Genomic DNA, 17,709 nt, shown 5'->3' with positions numbered 1-17,709 from the left:
AGGAGACTGCGTTGATGGATCGGGCCTATTGGCTAGCGCTAGGTGGTCGCGCGGCGCAGGATATTTATGCCTGGTCGGCGTTCGTCGCGGCCACGGAGTTTCTCTGGCAGGACGCTGCGCTGGTCAAGGACAGCGATGCCTGGCAGGCGCTGTGGTTTGAACTTGAGATCGTCAATGCGCTGGCATTGGCCGAGTGGGATGAGCAGGGGCGACCTGGAGACTGGTCGGTGCGCTGGGGTAAGGATTATCAGCAGGATGCGGCTGAGCTGGCGGGGCGGTTGCTAGCGCTGTTGGAGTGATCCGGATTTCGACATGGGGGCTGCGCGGCAGCCCCCAACCATCCAACGGTCTGTTATCAAGGCGCGCCAGTTAGGTGGCGCGAACCGTTCACTCAGTCATCAGCGCAGCCGTTTGCTGGCTGTGCAGCTTTCGCGATGCCTGCAGTGCCACCAGCAGCACTGCACAGGCGGCCCCCAGGGCCAAGGCAAATCCAGCGTGGACACCCGCGCCGTCAACGATTCGCCCGGCACCCGCTGCGCCCATAGCCACGCCAACATTCAGCCCAGCCAGCAGCCAGGTCATGCCCTCGGTCACTTGCTGTTCAGGGACCAACCGCTCGATCAGGGTCATCGCCACAATCATGGTGGGTGCGAAGCACAGGCCCGCCACCAGTACTGCGGCAGCCAGGGCAGGGATGCTGCCCGCAAGCATCAGCGGCAGCGTAGTTACGGCTGTAGCGGCTGCACCGATGAGCAGCTGTCGATGCAGCGCAACGTTCGTCTGCAAAACGCCAAACAGCAAGCCGGACGCGCAAGAGCCGAGCGCATATGCGGCCAGTACCACGCTCGCAGCTGCCGGGTGCTGAAGCTGCTCGGCGAATGCCACGCTGGCGATATCGACGGTGCCGACAATGATGCCCATGCACACCATCAACAGCGTCAGCAGACGCACGCTGCCCAGGCGGATGACCGAGCATGCTGGTGTAGCCAGATTATCGGCAGCAGCAACGCCTGGCTCGGTAGCACGTTGAAGCAGCAGCGCCGTCACGCCAAGCGCCAATACGCTTGCGCTCAGCAACAGCGCAGCTTCTGGAAACACCGCCACAGACAAGCCTACCGCAAGCGGTGGCCCGAGGATGAACGTCACTTCGTCAAGGACCGTTTCCAGCGAATACGCCGTTTGCAGGCAGGGCTGGCCGCGATACAGGGCGGTCCAGCGGGCCCGCACCATTGCCGACATGCTTGGCATGAACCCGGCGAGCAGTGCTGCGATGAACAAACACCAGACTGGCGCCTGCCACCTGGCGCTGGCGGCCAGCATCAACAGGCCGACCACGCTGATCGCGGTCGCGACCGGCAACACGCGGCGTTGCCCATGCAGATCAACCAGCCGCGACAGCTGCGGCGAGAGCAGGGCGTAGGTCAGCACAAAGGTCGCCGAGACCAGGCCTGCCAGGGCATAACTGCCGTAGAGCTGGGATAACAGGGTGATGATGCCGATACCGGTCATTGGCAGAGGTAGCCGCGCCAGCAGGCCTGCGGCGGTAAAAGCAGTGCTGCCAGGTGCGGTGAACAGTGCTCGATAGGTGGGGGCCATGGGGATCTCCTGAAATGCCGACTTGCATGTGCATTGCCCATGCAGGGAAAATACATACGCTGTGTATGAAAGCGATCGTATATTCATACGCTGCGTATGTAAATCATCATTCAGGCCGTAGCCAGGAGAACGCAGATGGTTCGTCGCACCCGTGTCGAGATGGAAGAAACCCGCGCAGCCTTGCTCGCCACCGCGCGCAAGGTGTTCACCGAGCGTGGCTATGCCGACACTTCAATGGATGACCTGACCGCCCAGGCGGGCTTTACCCGCGGCGCGCTATATCACCACTTTGGTGACAAGAAAGGGCTGCTGGCGGCGGTAGTCGAGCAGGTCGACAGCGAGGTGGACGCACGGCTGCAGGCCATTTCTGATTCCGCTGAGAACCCCTGGGAAGGCTTCAGCGGTCGCTGCCAGGCCTATCTGCAGATGGCCCTCGAGCCGGAAATCCAGCGCCTGTTGCTGCGTGATGCCCGAGCGGTGCTGGGCCCTGCCTCGGCTGAGGCGCAGCGCCACTGTGTCGAGTCGATGACGGGGTTGATAGATGAACTGATGGCGCAAGGCGTAGTAGCCGAGGCAGACTCGGAAGCGCTGGCATCCTTGATCTATGGCAGTCTGTCGGAAGCGGCGTTCTGGATCGCGGAGGGCGACCAAGCCTCCCGTAAGCTGGAGCGGGCCAGCGCGGCATTGGAGTTGCTGCTGCGCGGTTTGCTGCTTAGAGCATGATCCAAGGACCTCTGGATACCTGCATGAATATGCCTAATGATGCTGTGAAATCGTTTCATTAGTTTGCACACAGCCAGCAACCTAGACTACGTCCTACTTAGTTACGCGATAAAACTGAAGCCCGAGTTGCCCACTGCTGGAAATGTGCGTTCGGGTTTCGGGTTTCATCTCGCTCAACAGGATGTCAGGTTGCGATGAATAACCAGTTTGCCTTTACCCTGAAAAGTCTTCGTTTCGACGAAAACTATCAACCCTGCGAAAAGACCCGCATTACCACCAACTTCGCCAATCTGGCGCGCGGCAGCAACCGCCGGGAGAACTTGCGCAATACCCTGCAGATGATCGACAACCGCTTCAATGCCTTGGCCCATTGGGACAACCCGACAGCGGACCGCTACAGCGTCGAACTGGACATCATCTCGGTTGAAATGGACCTCGGTGCACCTGACGGCGCGCGCGGCCTGCCGTTGATCGAGATATTGAAGGCGACCGTAGTGGATCGCGTCACCGGCGAGCGTACCCAGGGCATGGTGGGCAACAACTTCTCCTCCTACGTGCGCGATTACGACTTCAGTGTGCTGTTGTTGCAGCACAACAAAGGCGCGTCCGAGTTTGCCGTTCCGGAAAACTTCGGCGAGCTGCACGGCAAGCTGTTCCAGCACTTCGTCACGTCCAGCGCCTACCGCGAGCACTTCGCCAAGCCCCCGGTTATCTGCCTGAGCGTTTCCACCAGCAGGACGTATCAGCGCACCGACAATCACCACCCGGTGCTGGGTATCGAGTATCGCCAGGATGATTACTCGCTGACCGATGAATACTTCAAACAGATGGGCTTGAAGGTGCGTTACTTTATGCCGCCCAACAGCGTTGCGCCGCTGGCGTTTTATTTCTCGGGTGATCTGCTGGCCGATTACACAATGCTTGAGCTGGTCAGCACCATCAGCACGATGGACACCTTCCAGAAGATCTATCGTCCCGAGATCTACAACGCCAATTCCGCGGCGGGCAAGTCGTACCGGCCAAGCCTGCAACATGAAGATTATTCATTGACGCGCATCGTCTATGACCGCGAAGAGCGCAGCCGGCTGGCGCAAGAGCAGGGCCAGTTCGTCGCCGAACACTTCATCAAACCTCACCGCGCTGTTCTCGAACAGTGGGCCGCCAACTACGCGGTTTGAGCCGTTTACAAAGCAAGGTTATCTACCGTGAAAAAACTGCTACCCACTTCGACTGCCGGCAGCCTGCCGAAACCCTCCTGGCTGGCCCAGCCCGAAACACTCTGGTCGCCCTGGAAGCTGCAAGGCGATGAACTGACTGAGGGTAAACAGGATGCTCTGCGTCTGTCGTTGCAAGCGCAGCAACAGGCGGGCATCGATATCGTCAGTGACGGTGAGCAAACCCGTCAGCACTTCGTCACCACGTTCATCGAGCATTTGAGCGGGGTTGATTTCGAAAAGCGCGAAACTGTCAGGATCCGTGACCGTTACGATGCCAGCGTGCCAACCGTTGTAGGCGCTGTTGCGCGGACAAGACCGGTGTTTGTCGAAGACGCCAGGTATCTGCGCCAGCTCACCGATCAGCCGATCAAGTGGGCACTGCCGGGCCCCATGACCATGATCGATACGCTCTACGACAGCCATTACAAAAGCCGTGAAAAGCTGGCGTGGGAATTTGCCAGGATCCTCAACCAGGAAGCCAGGGAACTGGAAGCGGCAGGCGTCGACATCATTCAGTTCGACGAACCGGCCTTCAACGTGTTCTTCGACGAAGTCAACGACTGGGGCGTTGCTGCCCTGGAGCGGGCAGTCGAAGGCCTGAAGTGCGAAACCGCGGTGCATATCTGCTACGGCTACGGCATCCAGGCCAACACCGACTGGAAGAAGACCCTCGGCTCGGAATGGCGTCAGTACGAAGAGGCGTTTCCGAAACTGCAGAAGTCCAGCATCGACATCATCTCGCTCGAATGCCACAACTCCCATGTGCCAATGGACCTGATCGAGCTGATTCGTGGCAAGAAGGTAATGGTCGGCGCGATCGATGTGGCGAACCACACCATCGAAACGCCCGAGGAGGTGGCCAACACCTTGCGCAAAGCACTGCAGTTCGTCGATGCCGACAAGCTGTACCCGTGCACCAACTGTGGCATGGCGCCGTTGCCCCGGCAGGTTGCCCAGGGCAAGCTGAGCGCGCTGAGTGCGGGTGCAGAGATCGTTCGCCGAGAGCTCTGAAGCCCCTGCCGGGCCAGTGGCGGGTCTGGTCTACAGATCCGCCAGCGCACCTTTCAAGTGTGTCCAGGCAGCGGTTCAGCGCGCCAGCCTCGCGGGCAGTGCCCAATTGCTCATGCGCGCAAGGGCTTTGATCCTCCAGCAGCTGCGCGTCGACATCGCTCAGCGAGCGTTCACGTTGCTTGCGCAGGTGATCGTGTCGCTTGGCGCTGGTGAAATGCCGCTGATCGGCTCGGCCCGAGTCGATCAGCGTGGTTCTTACAGTTCCAGGTCCAATAGCGCCTGAATGGTTTGTCGGCGCCTGATCAGACGAATATCGCCATCCTCGATCAGCACTTCGGGCAACAACGGCCGACTGTTGTAGTTCGACGACATGGAGGCGCCGTAGGCCCCTGCGTCGTGGATCACCAGCAGGTCGCCGACACAGGCCTGGGGCAACAACTGCGCCGCCAGCCCGTGCTCGTCCTGGGTGAAAACATCGCCCGACTCGCACAGCGGGCCAGCCACCTGAGTCAGTTGCAATGGCCGCTCGACTGGATTGCCGTTGGCATCAAGCACTGTCATCCGGTGATAACTGCCATACAGCGCCGGGCGCAGCAAATCGTTGAAGCCGGCGTCGACCATGATGAAGCGGTTGCCGCCCATCTGCTTGACCGCACGCACCTCGGTCACCAGGTAACCCGACTCGGCAAGCAAGAACCGCCCCGGCTCGATCTCCATGCGCACGCCATGGCCAAGCATTGTTTCGATCTGGCTTTTCGCCGCTGCCCAGGTCCGGGCATAGCGCTGGATGTCGACCGGAGTGTCGCCGTCCCGGTACGGTACCGATAACCCGCCGCCGATCGAGAACGCCTCGATATCCATGTTCAGCCGGCCGACCAACTCGACCATCGCCTGGGCGACCTGCTCCAGGTGCGCATAATCCACACCTGAGCCGATGTGCATGTGCACGCCCACCAGGTGCAGGCCGTGAGCGCGGATGCAGTCGAGGGCCTCGCCGAGTTGCTCGTGCCAGATGCCATGCTTGCTGTTTTCGCCGCCGGTGTTGGTCTTGCGGCTGTGGCCGTGGCCGAAGCCCGGGTTGATCCGCAGCCACACCCGGTGCCCGGGGGAGCATTCGCCCAGCTGTCGGAGCATGTCGATCGAGCCCGCATTGACCTCGATGCCCGCTTCGACCACCCGCGCCAGCGTCGCGCGATCCAGCACATCGCTGGTCAGTACCAGCTCTGCTGGCTGCCGATCGAGCGTGGCGCCTGCAGCCAGGGCCCGTTCGATTTCGCCCAGTGATACCGCATCCAGGGCCAGGCCTCGCGCGCGCATCAGGCGCAGGATATGCAGATTCGGGTTGGCTTTCTGCGCATAGCGAACCAGATCGAAGCCTTGCAACTGGTCGATCCTGGCGTTGATGGTGTTTGCGTCGTAGGCCCACAACGGCGAGCCATGGCGGCGAACTGCGCTGGCCAGCAAGTGGAAGGGGGTGGATTCAGGCATGGGGTAATCCTTGTACGGGAGGGACCCAAGGTTGCGGTAAGCGACGTATTTATAAAAATAGCTTTTTATGTGTCAGCAATTCATATCTGATATGGCAATTCTGCTGCGTCGGTGCCGCTGTGAAGCTTACATTTCGTCATATCGAGATCTTTCGGGCCATCATGTCAGCCGGCAGCGTGACCGGGGCTGCACGCCTGCTGTTCACCTCGCAACCTACCGTCAGCCGTGAACTGGCGAGGTTCGAACAACTGGTGGGGTTGAGCCTGTTTGACCGCGAAGCAGGACGCTTGAAGCCGACGGCGCAGGCGTTGCTGCTGCTGGAGGAAGTGGAGCGGTCGTATATCGCTCTGGAGCGTATCGATCGCTGTGCCCAGGCCATTCGCAACTTTGAGCAGGGCAGGTTGGCGATCACTTGCCTGCCACTGTTTTCGCAGACGTTACTGCCAGAGGTGTGCCAAAGCTTTCATCAACACTACCCCGGCGTGAGCGTGCGGATCGAAGCGCAAGAGTCGCCACTGCTGGAAGAGTCTCTGATTGCACAACAGCATGACCTTGGGCTCACCGAGGTCGAGCAAACGCCACACGGGACCGTCGCTGAGTTGTTGTTCAGCGCAAGCATGGTTTGCCTATTGCCGGATCAGCACCCGTTGCTCGACAAGCGCCAGCTTGAGCTCAGTGACTTTCACCAGGTTGATTTCATCAACCTCTCCAGCCTGGATACCTATCGCCAGCAGCTGGATCAGCATTTCAGCGCGGCAGGCGTCAACCGGCGCACCGTCATCGAGACGACCAATGCCGCCTCGGTATGCGCGATGGTCAGGCAAGGGCTGGGCGTGGCAGTCATCAATCCGCTAAGTGGCCTGGACGCTGCGCGCCGTGGCCTGTCGATACGCAGGCTGAGTGTCTGCGTACCCTACAAAGTGATGTTGGTTCGCCCAGACCACCGCCCCGGCTCGGCGGCGGTCGATCGTTTCTGCCAGGCGCTGCGGGCGCAAGCGCGCAAGCTGAGTGATGCCTTGGCTACGGGGCTGTAAATTCACTTTGCCCGTTCCGAGCGCAGCAGCAGGGCCGCGACTGCGCAGGCGGTAAGCGCCAGGCACGACACATAGAATGCATCGCTGTAGGCCATCAGGTAGGCCTCGCGGCGGATCGTCCCGGCCAGCCCTTCGAGCAGCTGTTGCTGCTGCAGCAGCCAGCTCTGCATCGGTTGGCCGATACGCTCCTGCAGGGCGGGCGAGAACAGCGTGACGTGCTCATGCAAGCGCTCGCTATGCAGCCGTTCGCGGCTGGCGACGATCTGCGTCAACCCCGCCGTACCGATGGCCCCGCCGAGGTTGCGCAGCATGGAAAACACCGCCGAGGCTGAGCCGGCCTGGCGCTTGTCCAGGCCAGCGACGGCCAGCACCGACAACGCCACCATGATGAACGGCTGACCAATGCCGCGCACCACGGTCGAGGGAATGATCACGTTGTTGCCGGCATCGGCGCTCAGCCACGCGCCCAACCAGCAGCCCAGTGCCATGATCAAAAAGCCGCTGGCGACCATGAACTTGGCACTGGTCCAGCCCATCAGGCGGGGCATCAGTGGCGCCAGCAGCAGTTGCACCACGCCGTAGGCAATCAGCGCCACGCCGACCTGATGGGCGCTGAAACCCTGCAGCTGCGACAGATAGTTGGGCACCAGAAAGACCAGGCCAAAGGTAGCCGCGCCAAAGATGAACATCGCCGCGCTGGCCACGCCGAAGTTGTAGTGGCCGAGCAGGCGCAGATTGATGAAGGCACGTGAGCCAAACAGCTGGGTCGCCACGAACAGCACCAGCGCAACGGCGGCAATCAGGCTGAGGCCGGCAATCAACGGCGAGCTGAACCAGTCGAGGCGGCCGCCTTCTTCCAGCACGATCTGCAGCCCGCCCAGGCCGATGACCATGGCGGCGATGCCCAGCCAGTCGCCCTGGCGCAGGCGCGCCAGCTGCATCGGTTTGGCTTCGATCGACCAGGCGATGGCGAGCAGCAAGGCAATACCCGGCACCAGTTGCAGGTAGAAGATCCAGCGCCACGAAAAGGCGTCGGTGAGCCAGCCGCCCAGCGACGGGCCGGCGGCTTGGGCGACGCTGTTGGCCAGGCTGAACAGGGCCATGCCCATGGCCATCTTGCGCGCCGGTAGCTCGGTGATAATCAGCTGGAACGACAGCGGAATCAGCACCGCGCCAGCCGCGCCCTGAATGATCCGGATGAAAATCATCGTGTCCAGATTGGGTGCCGCCGAGCAGGCTACCGAGGCGAGCAGAAAGATAAACGAACCGGTCCACATCACTCGGCGCAGGGAGAACACTTCGACCAGCCAGGCGGTCAGCGGGATCATCACGATTTCCGCGACCAGATAGGCCGTGGATATCCATGAGCCTTCTTCAAAGCTGGCCCCCAGTGAACCCCGAATCTCGGGCAGCGCCGCGCTGGTGACGTGTACGTTCATGCCGGCCATGAAGCAGCCGAACAGCCCCGCCAGCACTGCCACCCAGGCACGCAACGATACCGGTTGCTCAGTGCTCATCGGTGCTTGCCCCCGGGCGCGTGTCGACCCGTGTCACAACCGACATGCCGGACAGGATCGGCAGATCCGGCAACGGTTGATCGAGCAGGATGCGTACCGGGAAGCGCTGCACGATCTTGGTGAAGTTGCCGGTAGCGTTATCGGACGGGAGCAGCGCGAAGACATTGCCGGAGGCCGGCGACAAGCTCGCTACATGCCCTTGCAGGTCGTGGTCGGAAAAGCTGTCGACCGCGATACGTACCGGCTGGCCGGGGCGCATGTGCTCCAGCTGGGTTTCCTTGTAGTTGGCCACGACGTAGGCCTGCTGCAACGGCACCACTGCCAGCAGCGGCTGGCCTGGCACTACATATTGCCCGGCACGAACTCGGCGTTGGCCGACCACCCCGGCGATCGGGGCGCGAATCACGGTGTCTTGTTGATCCTGTTCGGCCAGCCGTTGTTGGGCTTGCGCGCGGGAAAGGGTCGCTTGGCACTGCTGGAGTTCGGCATCGACCTGCGCGGCGCGCAGTTTGGCCATGTTCAGTTGCGCTTGCTGTTGCTGCAGCGCGGCCTGGGCGACTTGCTCGCCCGCTTGCGCCTGGCTGGCCTGGCTGGTGGCGGTTTCCAGCCGTTGCGCGGTGGCGGCGTGGTCACGCACCAGTTCGCGATAACGCTGGACATCGAGCTGGCTGCGGCGTGCTTCGGCCTTGGCGCTGCGCAGGGCGGCCTGCGCCTGGAGGATGGCCTGGCGTTGCAGGGTGATCCGCTCGGCCGCCAGTTGCTGGCTGGCAGCGGCTGCGAGCAGTGCCGCCTGCGCCTGGGCAACACCGGCTTTTGCCTGATCAAGGCGGGCGCTGTAGTCGCGATCGTGCAGGCGCACCAGCACGTCTCCGGCCTTGACCGGTTGGTCGTCTTCGACTTCAACGGCCGCCACATTGCCCGCCACGCGCGAACTCAGCGCCACCCAGTCAGCCTTGATGTAGGCGTCATCGGTGCTCTGCAGATAGCGGCCTGTGGTCCACCAATAACTGGCCAGCGCCACCAGCGCGACCACGGTCACGGCGAGCGCTAGCGTCAGCACCAGGCGCCGCCGGGTTGTGGTTTTACTGCGCTGCTCGGCAGCGTTGGGCACGGTGGGTTGTACGGCACTGTTCATGGTTGGGTTCCGGTTTTACTGATGGGTGCCTGCCAGCGGCCGCCGAGGGCGCGCAACAGGTTGATCTGGGCCTGGGCGAGACGACCTTGGGCGTCGACCTGGCGAGCGCGCAGGCCTATCAGCTCGCGTTCGCTGTCGAGCAACGCCAGGCCGTCGAGGGCGCCGGCGCGGTAATTGAAGTCGGCCAGTGCATGCGCACGTTGACCGTGCTCCAGCGCAGCGGTGACGGCCAGCAGGCTTCGCCGCTCACCGTCGAAGCGAGCGAGGGCCTGGCGCACATCCTTCAATGCGGCCAGCGCGACGCCTCGGTAATGAGCCCGTTGGGCCTGCTGCAAGGCTTCGGCCTTGCGCACTCGGGCGCGGTTGGCGCGCACGTTGGGGAACTGCCAGGTGATCAGCGGGCCGATGCCGAACATCACCGCGCGGCTGTCGCCGAGGTGACCGAGGTGTTGGTCGGCGGCCGTCAGCGAAGCGCCAAAGCTGACCTTGGGGTAGAGGTCGGCGGTCACGATCTCGACGTCCAGCCCGGCGGCGCGCAGCTCACGCTCGGCCTGGCGCACATCCGGGCGGCGCTCGAGCAACTGCCAGCCATCGCCGAGCGGCAGCGCAGCCGCCAGCGTGGGCGGGCTGTCGCAGGTTATGGCCTCTGCCGGCGCAGCCTGGCCGCTGAGCATGTTCAGCTCGTACAGGGCCATCTGCCGGTGCGCTTCGAGCAACGGTAATTCGGCGCGCAGCTGCTCTCGCAGTGCGAGCAGGCGCTCACGGTCCAGCTCGGTGGCGATGCCCGCTTGCTGCTGGCGTTGGCTGAGTTGCACGCTGCGCTCAAGGCTGTGCAGGGATTGCCTGGCCTGCTTCAGACGGGCGCTGAAGGTGCAGTGCTGGACGTAGGCGCGGCTGGTTTGAGTGACGACATTCAGGCGCACCAGGTCCAGTGCTGCGGCGCTGGCGTCGGCCTGCACCGCGGCGCGCTCGATGGCAGCGCGTACCTGCCCCCAGATATCGACCTGATAGGCCAGCTCGATGCCCGGATTGAGTTGCCACTGCGCCGAGGCGTGGCTGTCGGTGGCTTTGGCCAGGGTCTGATCATCGGCAGTTTTACCGTATGTGGCTGCCAGGCCAAGTGCAGTGGCGGGCCAGCGTTGGGCGTCGAACTCGGCAATGCCCGCCAGCATCGCCTGTACGTTGGCTTCGGCCTGGGCCAGGTCCTGATTGCGCGCCAGGGCGCGCTGTACCCAGCGGTCAAGCTGCGGATCATTGAACAGCCGCCACCAGTCCTCGGGCAGGGCCTGCCTGCTGGTACCGATGGGCACGCTGGCCAGGGCATCAATCTGCAAGGGGGGCGGCGCGGGCGCAGGTTGCCGGGCGCAGGCAGTCAGCGCACAGAGCATGGCCAAGGCAAGCCGGGTAGGGCGGGGGGAGGATTGGCGTAAAGGCATCACAAATGTCGCATCAGGGGCTGTGATGCGAGGTTACTCAGCGCGCCCGCTGCGCCGCTGCCGCAAGCGCGCCAACCATGCGTGCAAACGGGACAACCTGCTGGCTAGTCGCTGCTGCCCAGCAGGCGCAACTGCCAATCGCTCGGCGCCTGACCGAGCGTGCGCTTGAACATGGCCGCAAAGGCGCTGGCGCTTTCGTAACCGTGCTCCAGCGCCACCGTCAGGATCGGCTTGCCCTCGGCGAGCTTCTGCTGGCTGAGCATGACCCGCGCGCGAGTCCGCCATTCGCCATAGGACATGCCCACTTCCCGCTGAAACAACCGCGCCACGCTGCGGGCACTGAGGTTGAGCTGACTGCCGCATTGCTCCAGGGTGAGGTCTTGGGCCGGGTCGTCGAGAAAGCGCTCGCACCACGCTCGCAGCCGCGCATGCTGCGGCATCGCTACGAAGGCATCGAGGTGGGCCGCGTTGGCCAGCTCGTGTTTGATCAGGGCGCGGATGTGTTCGCCGTCCTGTCGGTCGGGCAGGCGTGACGCGGCCAGAATCAATTCGCGCAGCAATCCGGAAACGACGATCACCTGACAGCGGTCGATGTGCGCTTCAAGCAGCAGTGTGCGCATGCGCACCTGGCCTTGCATGGCGATCGCGTGGTCGACCCCGGCCGGTACCCACAGGGCATGCCCGCCGGGGATGACGTAGTTACCGCCGTCACTGCTGACACGCATGATGCCGCTGGCGGCGTAGATCAGCTGGTCTTCGCCGTGGCAGTGATGGGCAACGTGCTCGCCGTGTTGATAATCCCTTCCCAGCGTTTGCATGGATCGCTCCGTTTGAAGGGATCTGATTATACCGTTGGCTGGTGGTGACTTATTGCAACATGTTCCTTTCCCGGGGGGGTATTCTGCCTGGATTTTGCTTTTTTAGAACGTTTTTCGGTTGCTGATTGCTTTTTATCGCAATAAGCGTGCGCTTGTTCCTGCTTGCGGTTGCAGCTATTTCACAGCCAGCAAGGTGTAACACATCGGCACCTGCAGCTCGTTGCTCTCATAAATGTCATAGAGCTCTTCGCGGTTCGAGTACGGGTATTCGGTGAACGCCTGCAGTTGCAGCGACGCTTGCAGCACAGCGGTAACGATGTCGCTCATGCGGTGGATGTGCCAATACGACGTCAGCCCATTCCCCTCACCCTGGCCCTCATAAACAATGGCTTTCTTGCGGCGAGTTCATGGGCTTGCTGCAGGAATGCGGCGGACTGATCGACGTCGACCACATGCTCGGCGCCTAGCGCATACAGCGAAAGCGCTTCGCGGCCTATTCCAGGGGTAGCGATGAGCAAGTCGACGCTGAGCGCCGAAGCGTTACCCCACTGACGAGGGGCTGCTTGGGCCTGGCAGATTTGGCAGCGTTCACGCCATCACGTGCGAAATGCACTCAGCCCGCCCTTCAGTGCACTGGCAGTACTGCCCAGGGTGGTCGCAGAATCGTGAATCTCGGCGATGCCCTGCGAGGTATGTTCAAAGGTTTCGTGCATGCCGCCCAGCCGGCCAGAGATGTCGGTGACCGCGTGCTGAATCTCTTCACTGCTACTCAGGGCACGGTCCATCGCGCTACTGACCTGACCCATCTGGCGCACCAGACCATCGATTACACCGAGGGTATTGTCGGAGGTCTGCGCCAGGCTGCGCGACTGTTCGGCGGTACTGTTCATCCGTTCGGCGATCTGGCGGATGCCGCTGGTGACGGCACTGATGACCTGGTTGGCATCGTTCAGCACGCCCTGGGTCTGTCCGGCCAGCTTGCGCACTTCATCGGCCACCACTGCGAAGCCTCTACCGGCATCACCGGCCCGTGCGGCTTCGATGGCGGCGTTGAGTGCGAGCAGGTTGGTCTGGTCGGAAATGGCGGCGACCATCTGCAGCACCTGACTGATCTTTTCAGCCTCACGGCTAAGGTTCTGCAGGTCGCTGGCAAGTTCGATGCTGGCCGACGTGCTGCCGTGCACGTCACCGATCAGTCGCTTCAACTCTTGATGAGTCAGGCTCAATTCGCCAACGGCTGATTTGAGGTCGACGCGTACCGTATCGGCCAGGCTCGATGAGCTCTCGGCAGCCTGGCGGATGGATTGGCCGTGTTCGTTGATATCGGCCAACTGCACGCCGGCGTGCTTGATGCGCTGGTTGATTTCGTCAGCGAGCTGGAGAAAAATTTCTGCCAGCCGCTCGTTGCTCTCGGCCATGCCGGAGGCGCTGCCCAAGGTTTGGCGCAGGTCTTGAAGCAAGTTGGACAAGTGCTTGCCCATCTGACCCATTTCATCGCCGTTGACCACCGTGACGGTAGTCGACAGATCACGCCGTTCAGCAATGTCATTCAACTGGCGGGTCAGGTGATGAATGCCACGCACCAACATGCGGGCGGCAAACCAGGACAACAGCAAACCGACCAGGAACGACGCCGCCCCAATCAGCAGCAAGCGATGCAGACTGGCCTGAATCGCCGCATTTAGTGCATCTAGCGTGACATCGACGCCGACGATGTACTGCTGGCCGCTGGCGTTGTGCAAAGGCAGGAAAATCGAACGGAAACTACCGAAGCTGTCGGTATATTCATCGAACTTCTCCTGGCCACTACGTGACGCCTCGACCGCTGCGGGGCTTGCGTCGCTATAGTGCTCCAGGTGTTTGGAATAAGTGCCGCGGGCGATGTCATCGGCGCTGGCGCTGTCGGCCAGATAAATTACTTTGCCCTGCGCATCCACCATCAAGCTGTAGGCATATTTGAGATTGACCTCCTGCGCGTACTCGCCAAGATTGCGTACCTGCGCTTCGTATTCACCGGCTTTCAGCCCATTGGCCTCGCGGGTGCGGCTGAGATAGTCAGTACCCAGTACCCGCGGGACGGCGTAGGCGACGGTGCGCAAGCGGTTGTCGATCTGCTCGCGAATGTCCTGCGACTTGGAGTATTGGGCGTAACTGATGAAGGCGGTGATGCTGATCAGGTTGACCACGGTGAGCGACAGTAACAGCTTGGTTTGCAGGCGCAGATTACCCAGAAGCATGTCGAAGAATCCATTCGATGCCTGGAAGACCAGGCGGGAAGATTCTCTAGTTATCGAACACAGAGCCGAAAACATTAAGGATCATCGGAAAAACCTCTTCCAGATTTGCCAAAATGGCTGACCGCCATGTAGCCCAGCTATGTAGTTATTTACGGCAATCAAGCATGCTGCGCGCCGAACTAGTCTACTTAACCACCGCGCAGAGGCCTGCGATGCGAAACATCGACACAGATCGCAGAAGTTTGATCCCGTTGCGAATGGGCTACTTGTTTATCGCCGTATTGGTGCTGACGGTTACTGCGATCTTTCTATTGGACAAGGGCTTCTGGGGCATCTTCGCATTCTGTTGCGTGAATGCCCCATTGCTGGTGTTTGCTGTTTGCCTGAAAGACGGATCGCTACGGCGCTTCAACGATGGCCTTTCCAGCCTGGCGGAACTGCTCTGGCCGCTCAGTTGATCGCGGGCTCAGCAGGGCTGCACCGCGAGGCGGTTGCTGACCTTGCGGCCCAGCACCAGCACCGTCATGAAGCCGCAGCCGACCAAAGCAGTTGCCAGGCTGAGCAACGCTGCCGTACCCAGCTGATCGACGATCTGCCCACCAAAGAACGAGCCTAGCGCAATGATCACCTGGAACATCGCCACGAACAGCGGCATGCCGCGTTCGACGTCCTTGGGTGCAACGATGAACATCCAGATGCTGGCGCAGGCCGGGAACGCACCGAAGGCGAAGCCCCACAGCGCAATCAAGATGGCCGCGCCGGTCATGCCGGTGGCGAAGTGGGGGAACAGTGCAGTGCTGATACCGATCATTACAGCCACCAGCATCAAGGTATGACGCACGCTGCGGTTGGCGGCAAAGCCGGCGAAGATATTGCCCAGCACACCAGCCACGCCGTACAGCAACAGCAGCGAGCCAATGGTCGGCCCGTCGAAGCCGGCATTCTGTTTGAAGAACGGCGCCACGTAGGTGTATGCCGCAAAGTGCGCCAGGCCAATCAGCAACACGGCAATCAGGCCAATCCGCGCCTGCGGATTGATGAACAACGCCGGCAGGTCACTGACGCGGATGGCCTTTTCCGGATTGAGCCGCGGTAGCAAAAGTACCTGCGCCAGCAGCACCGGAATGCCCACCAGTGCGGTCACCAGGAAGGTCATGCGCCAGCCCATCAGCCCGCTCAGCCAGGTACCGACCGGCACGCCGAGCACGGTGGCCAGGGTTACGCCGACCATGATGATCGAGGTCGCCTGTGCCACGCCGACACCCTTGGGCGCGAGGCGGCCACTCAGGGCAATCGCGGTGGCCCAAAAGCCACCGATACTGATGCCCAGCAGCACGCGGCCGAACAGCAGCAGGCTGAAGTCGCTGGCGTAAGCCACCACTGCGTTGGCGATGATCATGATCAGGGTCAGGCCGATCAGCAGGTAACGGCGGTCCATAGTGCCAATGCCGACTGACAGCAGCGGGGCAGCGAGGGCCGCCATGATGCCCGGCACGGTGACCATCAGCCCGGCGTGGCCGGCGCTGATGCCCAAGTCGCGGGCGACGTCGTTGAGCACGCCCACTGGCAGAAACTCGCTGGTAACCAGGGCAAATGCGCCCACAGCGACCGAGAGGATCGCCAGCCACTGCTGTGCGACGCTTTGTTGATTGTGTTCAGGGAGGCCGCTAGGGGCCTGGCTGGCGCTTGGCATGAGGCTAGTTTCCAAGGATGAGGTCGCCTTGAGCAGGCGGGAGAGGGCGGATTGGCGGGCATTATAGAAGTCGCCTGCGGCAAGCGGGCAGGCGTGCGGTTCGATAGTAATCATCAGTGGTATCGATGAAAGGTACTGAACAGAGCGGCTGCCAGTGCCAGCCATGCGCGCGCTTCTATCTTGGCTGAAACTGGCAGATCAGCATTGACAGTGCCGGTCACCCCCTTACAATCGCGCCCCCTCGATTCAGCACGCACAGCGAAAAGGAGCTTCGATGCAACGGGTGATGATTGTTGGGCAGCCGGGTTCGGGCAAAAGCACCCTGGCGCGGCAGCTGGGCGAACGCACTGGTTTGCCGGTCGTGCACATCGACACCATTCACTGGCAGCCCGGCTGGGTTGAACGCAGCCGGGATGAGAAGACCCGACTGTGCGGCGAGGTCGAGGCGGGTGAGCGGTGGATCTTTGAAGGAGGGCATTCGGCGACCTGGGAAAATCGGCTGGCGCGCGCCGAACTGTTGATCTGGATTGACCGATCGACTCCGCTGCGGTTCTGGCGGGTGTTGCTAAGGACGTTGCTCAATCGTGGTCGAACCCGGCCTGACCTGCCGGCAGATTGCCCAGAGTTGCTGAGCAATCTGCCTGAGTTTTTCCGCTTCATGTGGCAAACCAGGCAGTCGGCGCGGCGCAAGATGCAGCAGTTGGTGGCGGATGCACCGCGGGGTTGCCGGGTGGTTTGCTTGCGCTCTGATCAAGATACTCAGGCGTTTTTGGCGAGTTTCGACTAAGGATTCGCGGTGCGCTCGTGAAGTTGGGCCGCTTCTGCTTCTATCGCAATGTCTTTTGCATGATGATCGTGCGCTCGGCACCGTGAAATTCGTCGCGAACCTCGCTGAAGCCCAAGCGCCGATAAAATGCCTGAGCAGTAATCGACGAGGGCACGCTCAACACGCCGAGGCCTCTGGCCTGCGCCACTGCCTCAAGTTTGCGCATCAATTGCTGCCCAACCCCGCGGCGCTGATAATCAGGCCTCACAAATACACTGCGCACCACACCGCCATCCAGGCTCGCCGTAGCTACTACCTGATCTTGCAGAGTTGCGACATACACCTCACGCAAGGCAATCAGTTGCTCGACCGCTGCGGGTGAAAAACTGCGTTGCACCTGTTCAATGATGTCTGCTGAGTAGTCCCTGGCGTTGGACACACGCAATGCGCCAATCACGACCGCGCTGATTGCTGCTGCGTCCGCCACGGTTGCCGGTCGAATCACAGAAGTCATCCTATGCCCCGGCTTGAGTTGGGGGTGTACCAAGGTGCTGCGGACTCGAGATGAACGTGTTTCTGTTTGGCTGGCAGCAACGGTGTGTCGAGCGTGCCCAGTGCAATCGAAACCCAGTCAGCGAACTCACCCGTTGAGCGCGACCAGAACAGCGTTGATCCGCACTCGCTGCAGAACTCACGTTTTACTGTGGCTGATGATGCATAGGCCCTGATGCTCGACTCGCCACTGAGGATGCGTAGCGCGTCGCGTGGCACGCTGGCGTATGACGCGAATGCGGCGCCGTGGCCTTTGCGGCATTGACTGCAATGACAGTGGCTGACGGCTTTTGGCGGTGTGAGTAGCTGGTAGCTGACGGCGCCGCAGAGGCAACTGCCGCGATGGGTTTCGGTCATGTGCTTCTCCAAGGGAGCGAAGGAGCAGCGTAGCCAGTTGTGCTGGGTGGGTCTAGTCGCGGGTAATGGGGCCGCTGCGCGACCCTATCGCGACACAAGGCCGCTCCTACAGGGACCGCGCAATACCTG

At 61.8% G+C, this 17,709-nt stretch carries 18 protein-coding genes and 1 pseudogene; 7 read left to right on the top strand and 12 right to left on the bottom strand.

Annotated elements, in window-relative coordinates; translation table 11 throughout:
* Positions 1-11 precede the first annotated feature (11 nt).
* Entirely contained in the window at positions 12-299 is a 288-nt protein-coding gene (locus ACIOAU_RS07030; RefSeq protein ID WP_375139959.1) for a hypothetical protein, read from the top strand.
* Between the two features lie 88 nt (positions 300-387).
* Here ACIOAU_RS07030 and ACIOAU_RS07025 read toward each other — a convergent pair whose 3' ends face one another.
* Positions 388-1,596, bottom strand: coding sequence for an MFS transporter (locus ACIOAU_RS07025; protein ID WP_401180922.1), 1,209 nt, complete (start codon positions 1,594-1,596; stop codon positions 388-390).
* Between the two features lie 135 nt (positions 1,597-1,731).
* On the opposite strand from ACIOAU_RS07025, the gene ACIOAU_RS07020 reads away from it, so the two are divergent.
* The 3 genes from ACIOAU_RS07020 (at position 1,732) to ACIOAU_RS07010 (ending at position 4,547) form a co-directional block, all read left to right on the top strand.
* Complete coding sequence (locus ACIOAU_RS07020; RefSeq protein WP_401180919.1) at positions 1,732-2,319, top strand: TetR/AcrR family transcriptional regulator; 588 nt, start codon at positions 1,732-1,734, stop codon at positions 2,317-2,319.
* Positions 2,320-2,513: 194 nt separating this feature from the next.
* Entirely contained in the window at positions 2,514-3,497 is a 984-nt protein-coding gene (locus ACIOAU_RS07015; protein WP_401180916.1) for a DUF1852 domain-containing protein, read from the top strand.
* Positions 3,498-3,524: 27 nt separating this feature from the next.
* On the top strand, positions 3,525-4,547 hold the full coding sequence (locus ACIOAU_RS07010; RefSeq protein WP_401180913.1) for a methionine synthase: 1,023 nt from the start codon (positions 3,525-3,527) through the stop codon (positions 4,545-4,547).
* Between the two features lie 255 nt (positions 4,548-4,802).
* Here the strand turns inward: ACIOAU_RS07010 and lysA are convergent, their stop codons facing one another.
* Positions 4,803-6,035, bottom strand: a complete 1,233-nt coding sequence (lysA, locus tag ACIOAU_RS07005) for a diaminopimelate decarboxylase (protein ID WP_150572987.1) — start codon at positions 6,033-6,035, stop codon at positions 4,803-4,805.
* Between the two features lie 119 nt (positions 6,036-6,154).
* On the opposite strand from lysA, the gene ACIOAU_RS07000 reads away from it, so the two are divergent.
* Complete coding sequence (locus tag ACIOAU_RS07000; protein ID WP_401180910.1) at positions 6,155-7,069, top strand: LysR family transcriptional regulator; 915 nt, start codon at positions 6,155-6,157, stop codon at positions 7,067-7,069.
* A gap of 2 nt (positions 7,070-7,071) precedes the next feature.
* Here the strand turns inward: ACIOAU_RS07000 and ACIOAU_RS06995 are convergent, their stop codons facing one another.
* The 7 genes and pseudogenes from ACIOAU_RS06995 to ACIOAU_RS06965 form a co-directional block, all read right to left on the bottom strand.
* A complete protein-coding gene (locus ACIOAU_RS06995; protein WP_401180907.1) occupies positions 7,072-8,586 on the bottom strand; it encodes an MDR family MFS transporter in 1,515 nt (504 codons plus the stop codon).
* Positions 8,576-9,721: an HlyD family secretion protein gene (locus ACIOAU_RS06990; RefSeq protein ID WP_401180904.1), complete on the bottom strand. Its 1,146-nt coding sequence runs from the start codon at positions 9,719-9,721 to the stop codon at positions 8,576-8,578. Before ACIOAU_RS06990 ends, ACIOAU_RS06995 begins: the two co-directional genes overlap by 11 nt.
* A complete protein-coding gene (locus ACIOAU_RS06985; RefSeq protein ID WP_401180901.1) occupies positions 9,718-11,157 on the bottom strand; it encodes an efflux transporter outer membrane subunit in 1,440 nt (479 codons plus the stop codon). The genes ACIOAU_RS06990 and ACIOAU_RS06985 overlap by 4 nt, the downstream gene beginning before the upstream one ends.
* A 104-nt stretch (positions 11,158-11,261) precedes the next feature.
* Entirely contained in the window at positions 11,262-11,975 is a 714-nt protein-coding gene (locus tag ACIOAU_RS06980) for an AraC family transcriptional regulator (protein ID WP_401180899.1), read from the bottom strand.
* 174 nt (positions 11,976-12,149) lie between these two features.
* Positions 12,150-12,302: a hypothetical protein gene (locus ACIOAU_RS06975; RefSeq protein ID WP_401180896.1), complete on the bottom strand. Its 153-nt coding sequence runs from the start codon at positions 12,300-12,302 to the stop codon at positions 12,150-12,152.
* Positions 12,303-12,571: 269 nt separating this feature from the next.
* Positions 12,572-13,393: a methyl-accepting chemotaxis protein gene (locus tag ACIOAU_RS06970; RefSeq protein ID WP_401181125.1), complete on the bottom strand. Its 822-nt coding sequence runs from the start codon at positions 13,391-13,393 to the stop codon at positions 12,572-12,574.
* 33 nt (positions 13,394-13,426) lie between these two features.
* A pseudogene (locus ACIOAU_RS06965) lies at positions 13,427-13,564 on the bottom strand (HAMP domain-containing protein); the annotation flags it as partial.
* 812 nt (positions 13,565-14,376) lie between these two features.
* Between ACIOAU_RS06965 and ACIOAU_RS06960 the strand changes: the two are divergent.
* A complete protein-coding gene (locus ACIOAU_RS06960; RefSeq protein WP_401180894.1) occupies positions 14,377-14,670 on the top strand; it encodes a hypothetical protein in 294 nt (97 codons plus the stop codon).
* An 8-nt stretch (positions 14,671-14,678) separates the two neighbouring features.
* On the opposite strand, the gene ACIOAU_RS06955 is transcribed toward ACIOAU_RS06960, so the two are convergent.
* A complete protein-coding gene (locus tag ACIOAU_RS06955) occupies positions 14,679-15,905 on the bottom strand; it encodes an MFS transporter (protein ID WP_401181122.1) in 1,227 nt (408 codons plus the stop codon).
* A gap of 274 nt (positions 15,906-16,179) precedes the next feature.
* On the opposite strand from ACIOAU_RS06955, the gene ACIOAU_RS06950 reads away from it, so the two are divergent.
* Positions 16,180-16,692 (top strand): AAA family ATPase, encoded by a 513-nt coding sequence (locus ACIOAU_RS06950; RefSeq protein WP_401180891.1) that lies wholly within the window; start codon positions 16,180-16,182, stop codon positions 16,690-16,692.
* Between the two features lie 40 nt (positions 16,693-16,732).
* Here ACIOAU_RS06950 and ACIOAU_RS06945 read toward each other — a convergent pair whose 3' ends face one another.
* Together ACIOAU_RS06945 and ACIOAU_RS06940 are read right to left on the bottom strand one after the other, a co-directional pair.
* On the bottom strand, positions 16,733-17,185 hold the full coding sequence (locus ACIOAU_RS06945; RefSeq protein ID WP_401181119.1) for a GNAT family N-acetyltransferase: 453 nt from the start codon (positions 17,183-17,185) through the stop codon (positions 16,733-16,735).
* On the bottom strand, positions 17,182-17,580 hold the full coding sequence (locus tag ACIOAU_RS06940) for a GFA family protein (protein ID WP_181089490.1): 399 nt from the start codon (positions 17,578-17,580) through the stop codon (positions 17,182-17,184). Before ACIOAU_RS06940 ends, ACIOAU_RS06945 begins: the two co-directional genes overlap by 4 nt.
* Positions 17,581-17,709: the final 129 nt, after the last annotated feature.

Origin of the sequence: Pseudomonas sp. NPDC088322, assembly GCF_044740745.1 — a bacterium.
Taxonomy (GTDB): domain Bacteria; phylum Pseudomonadota; class Gammaproteobacteria; order Pseudomonadales; family Pseudomonadaceae; genus Aquipseudomonas; species Aquipseudomonas shirazensis.
Note: the sequence above shows the minus strand (reverse complement) of the source record. Positions and strands in the feature narration are given on the sequence as shown.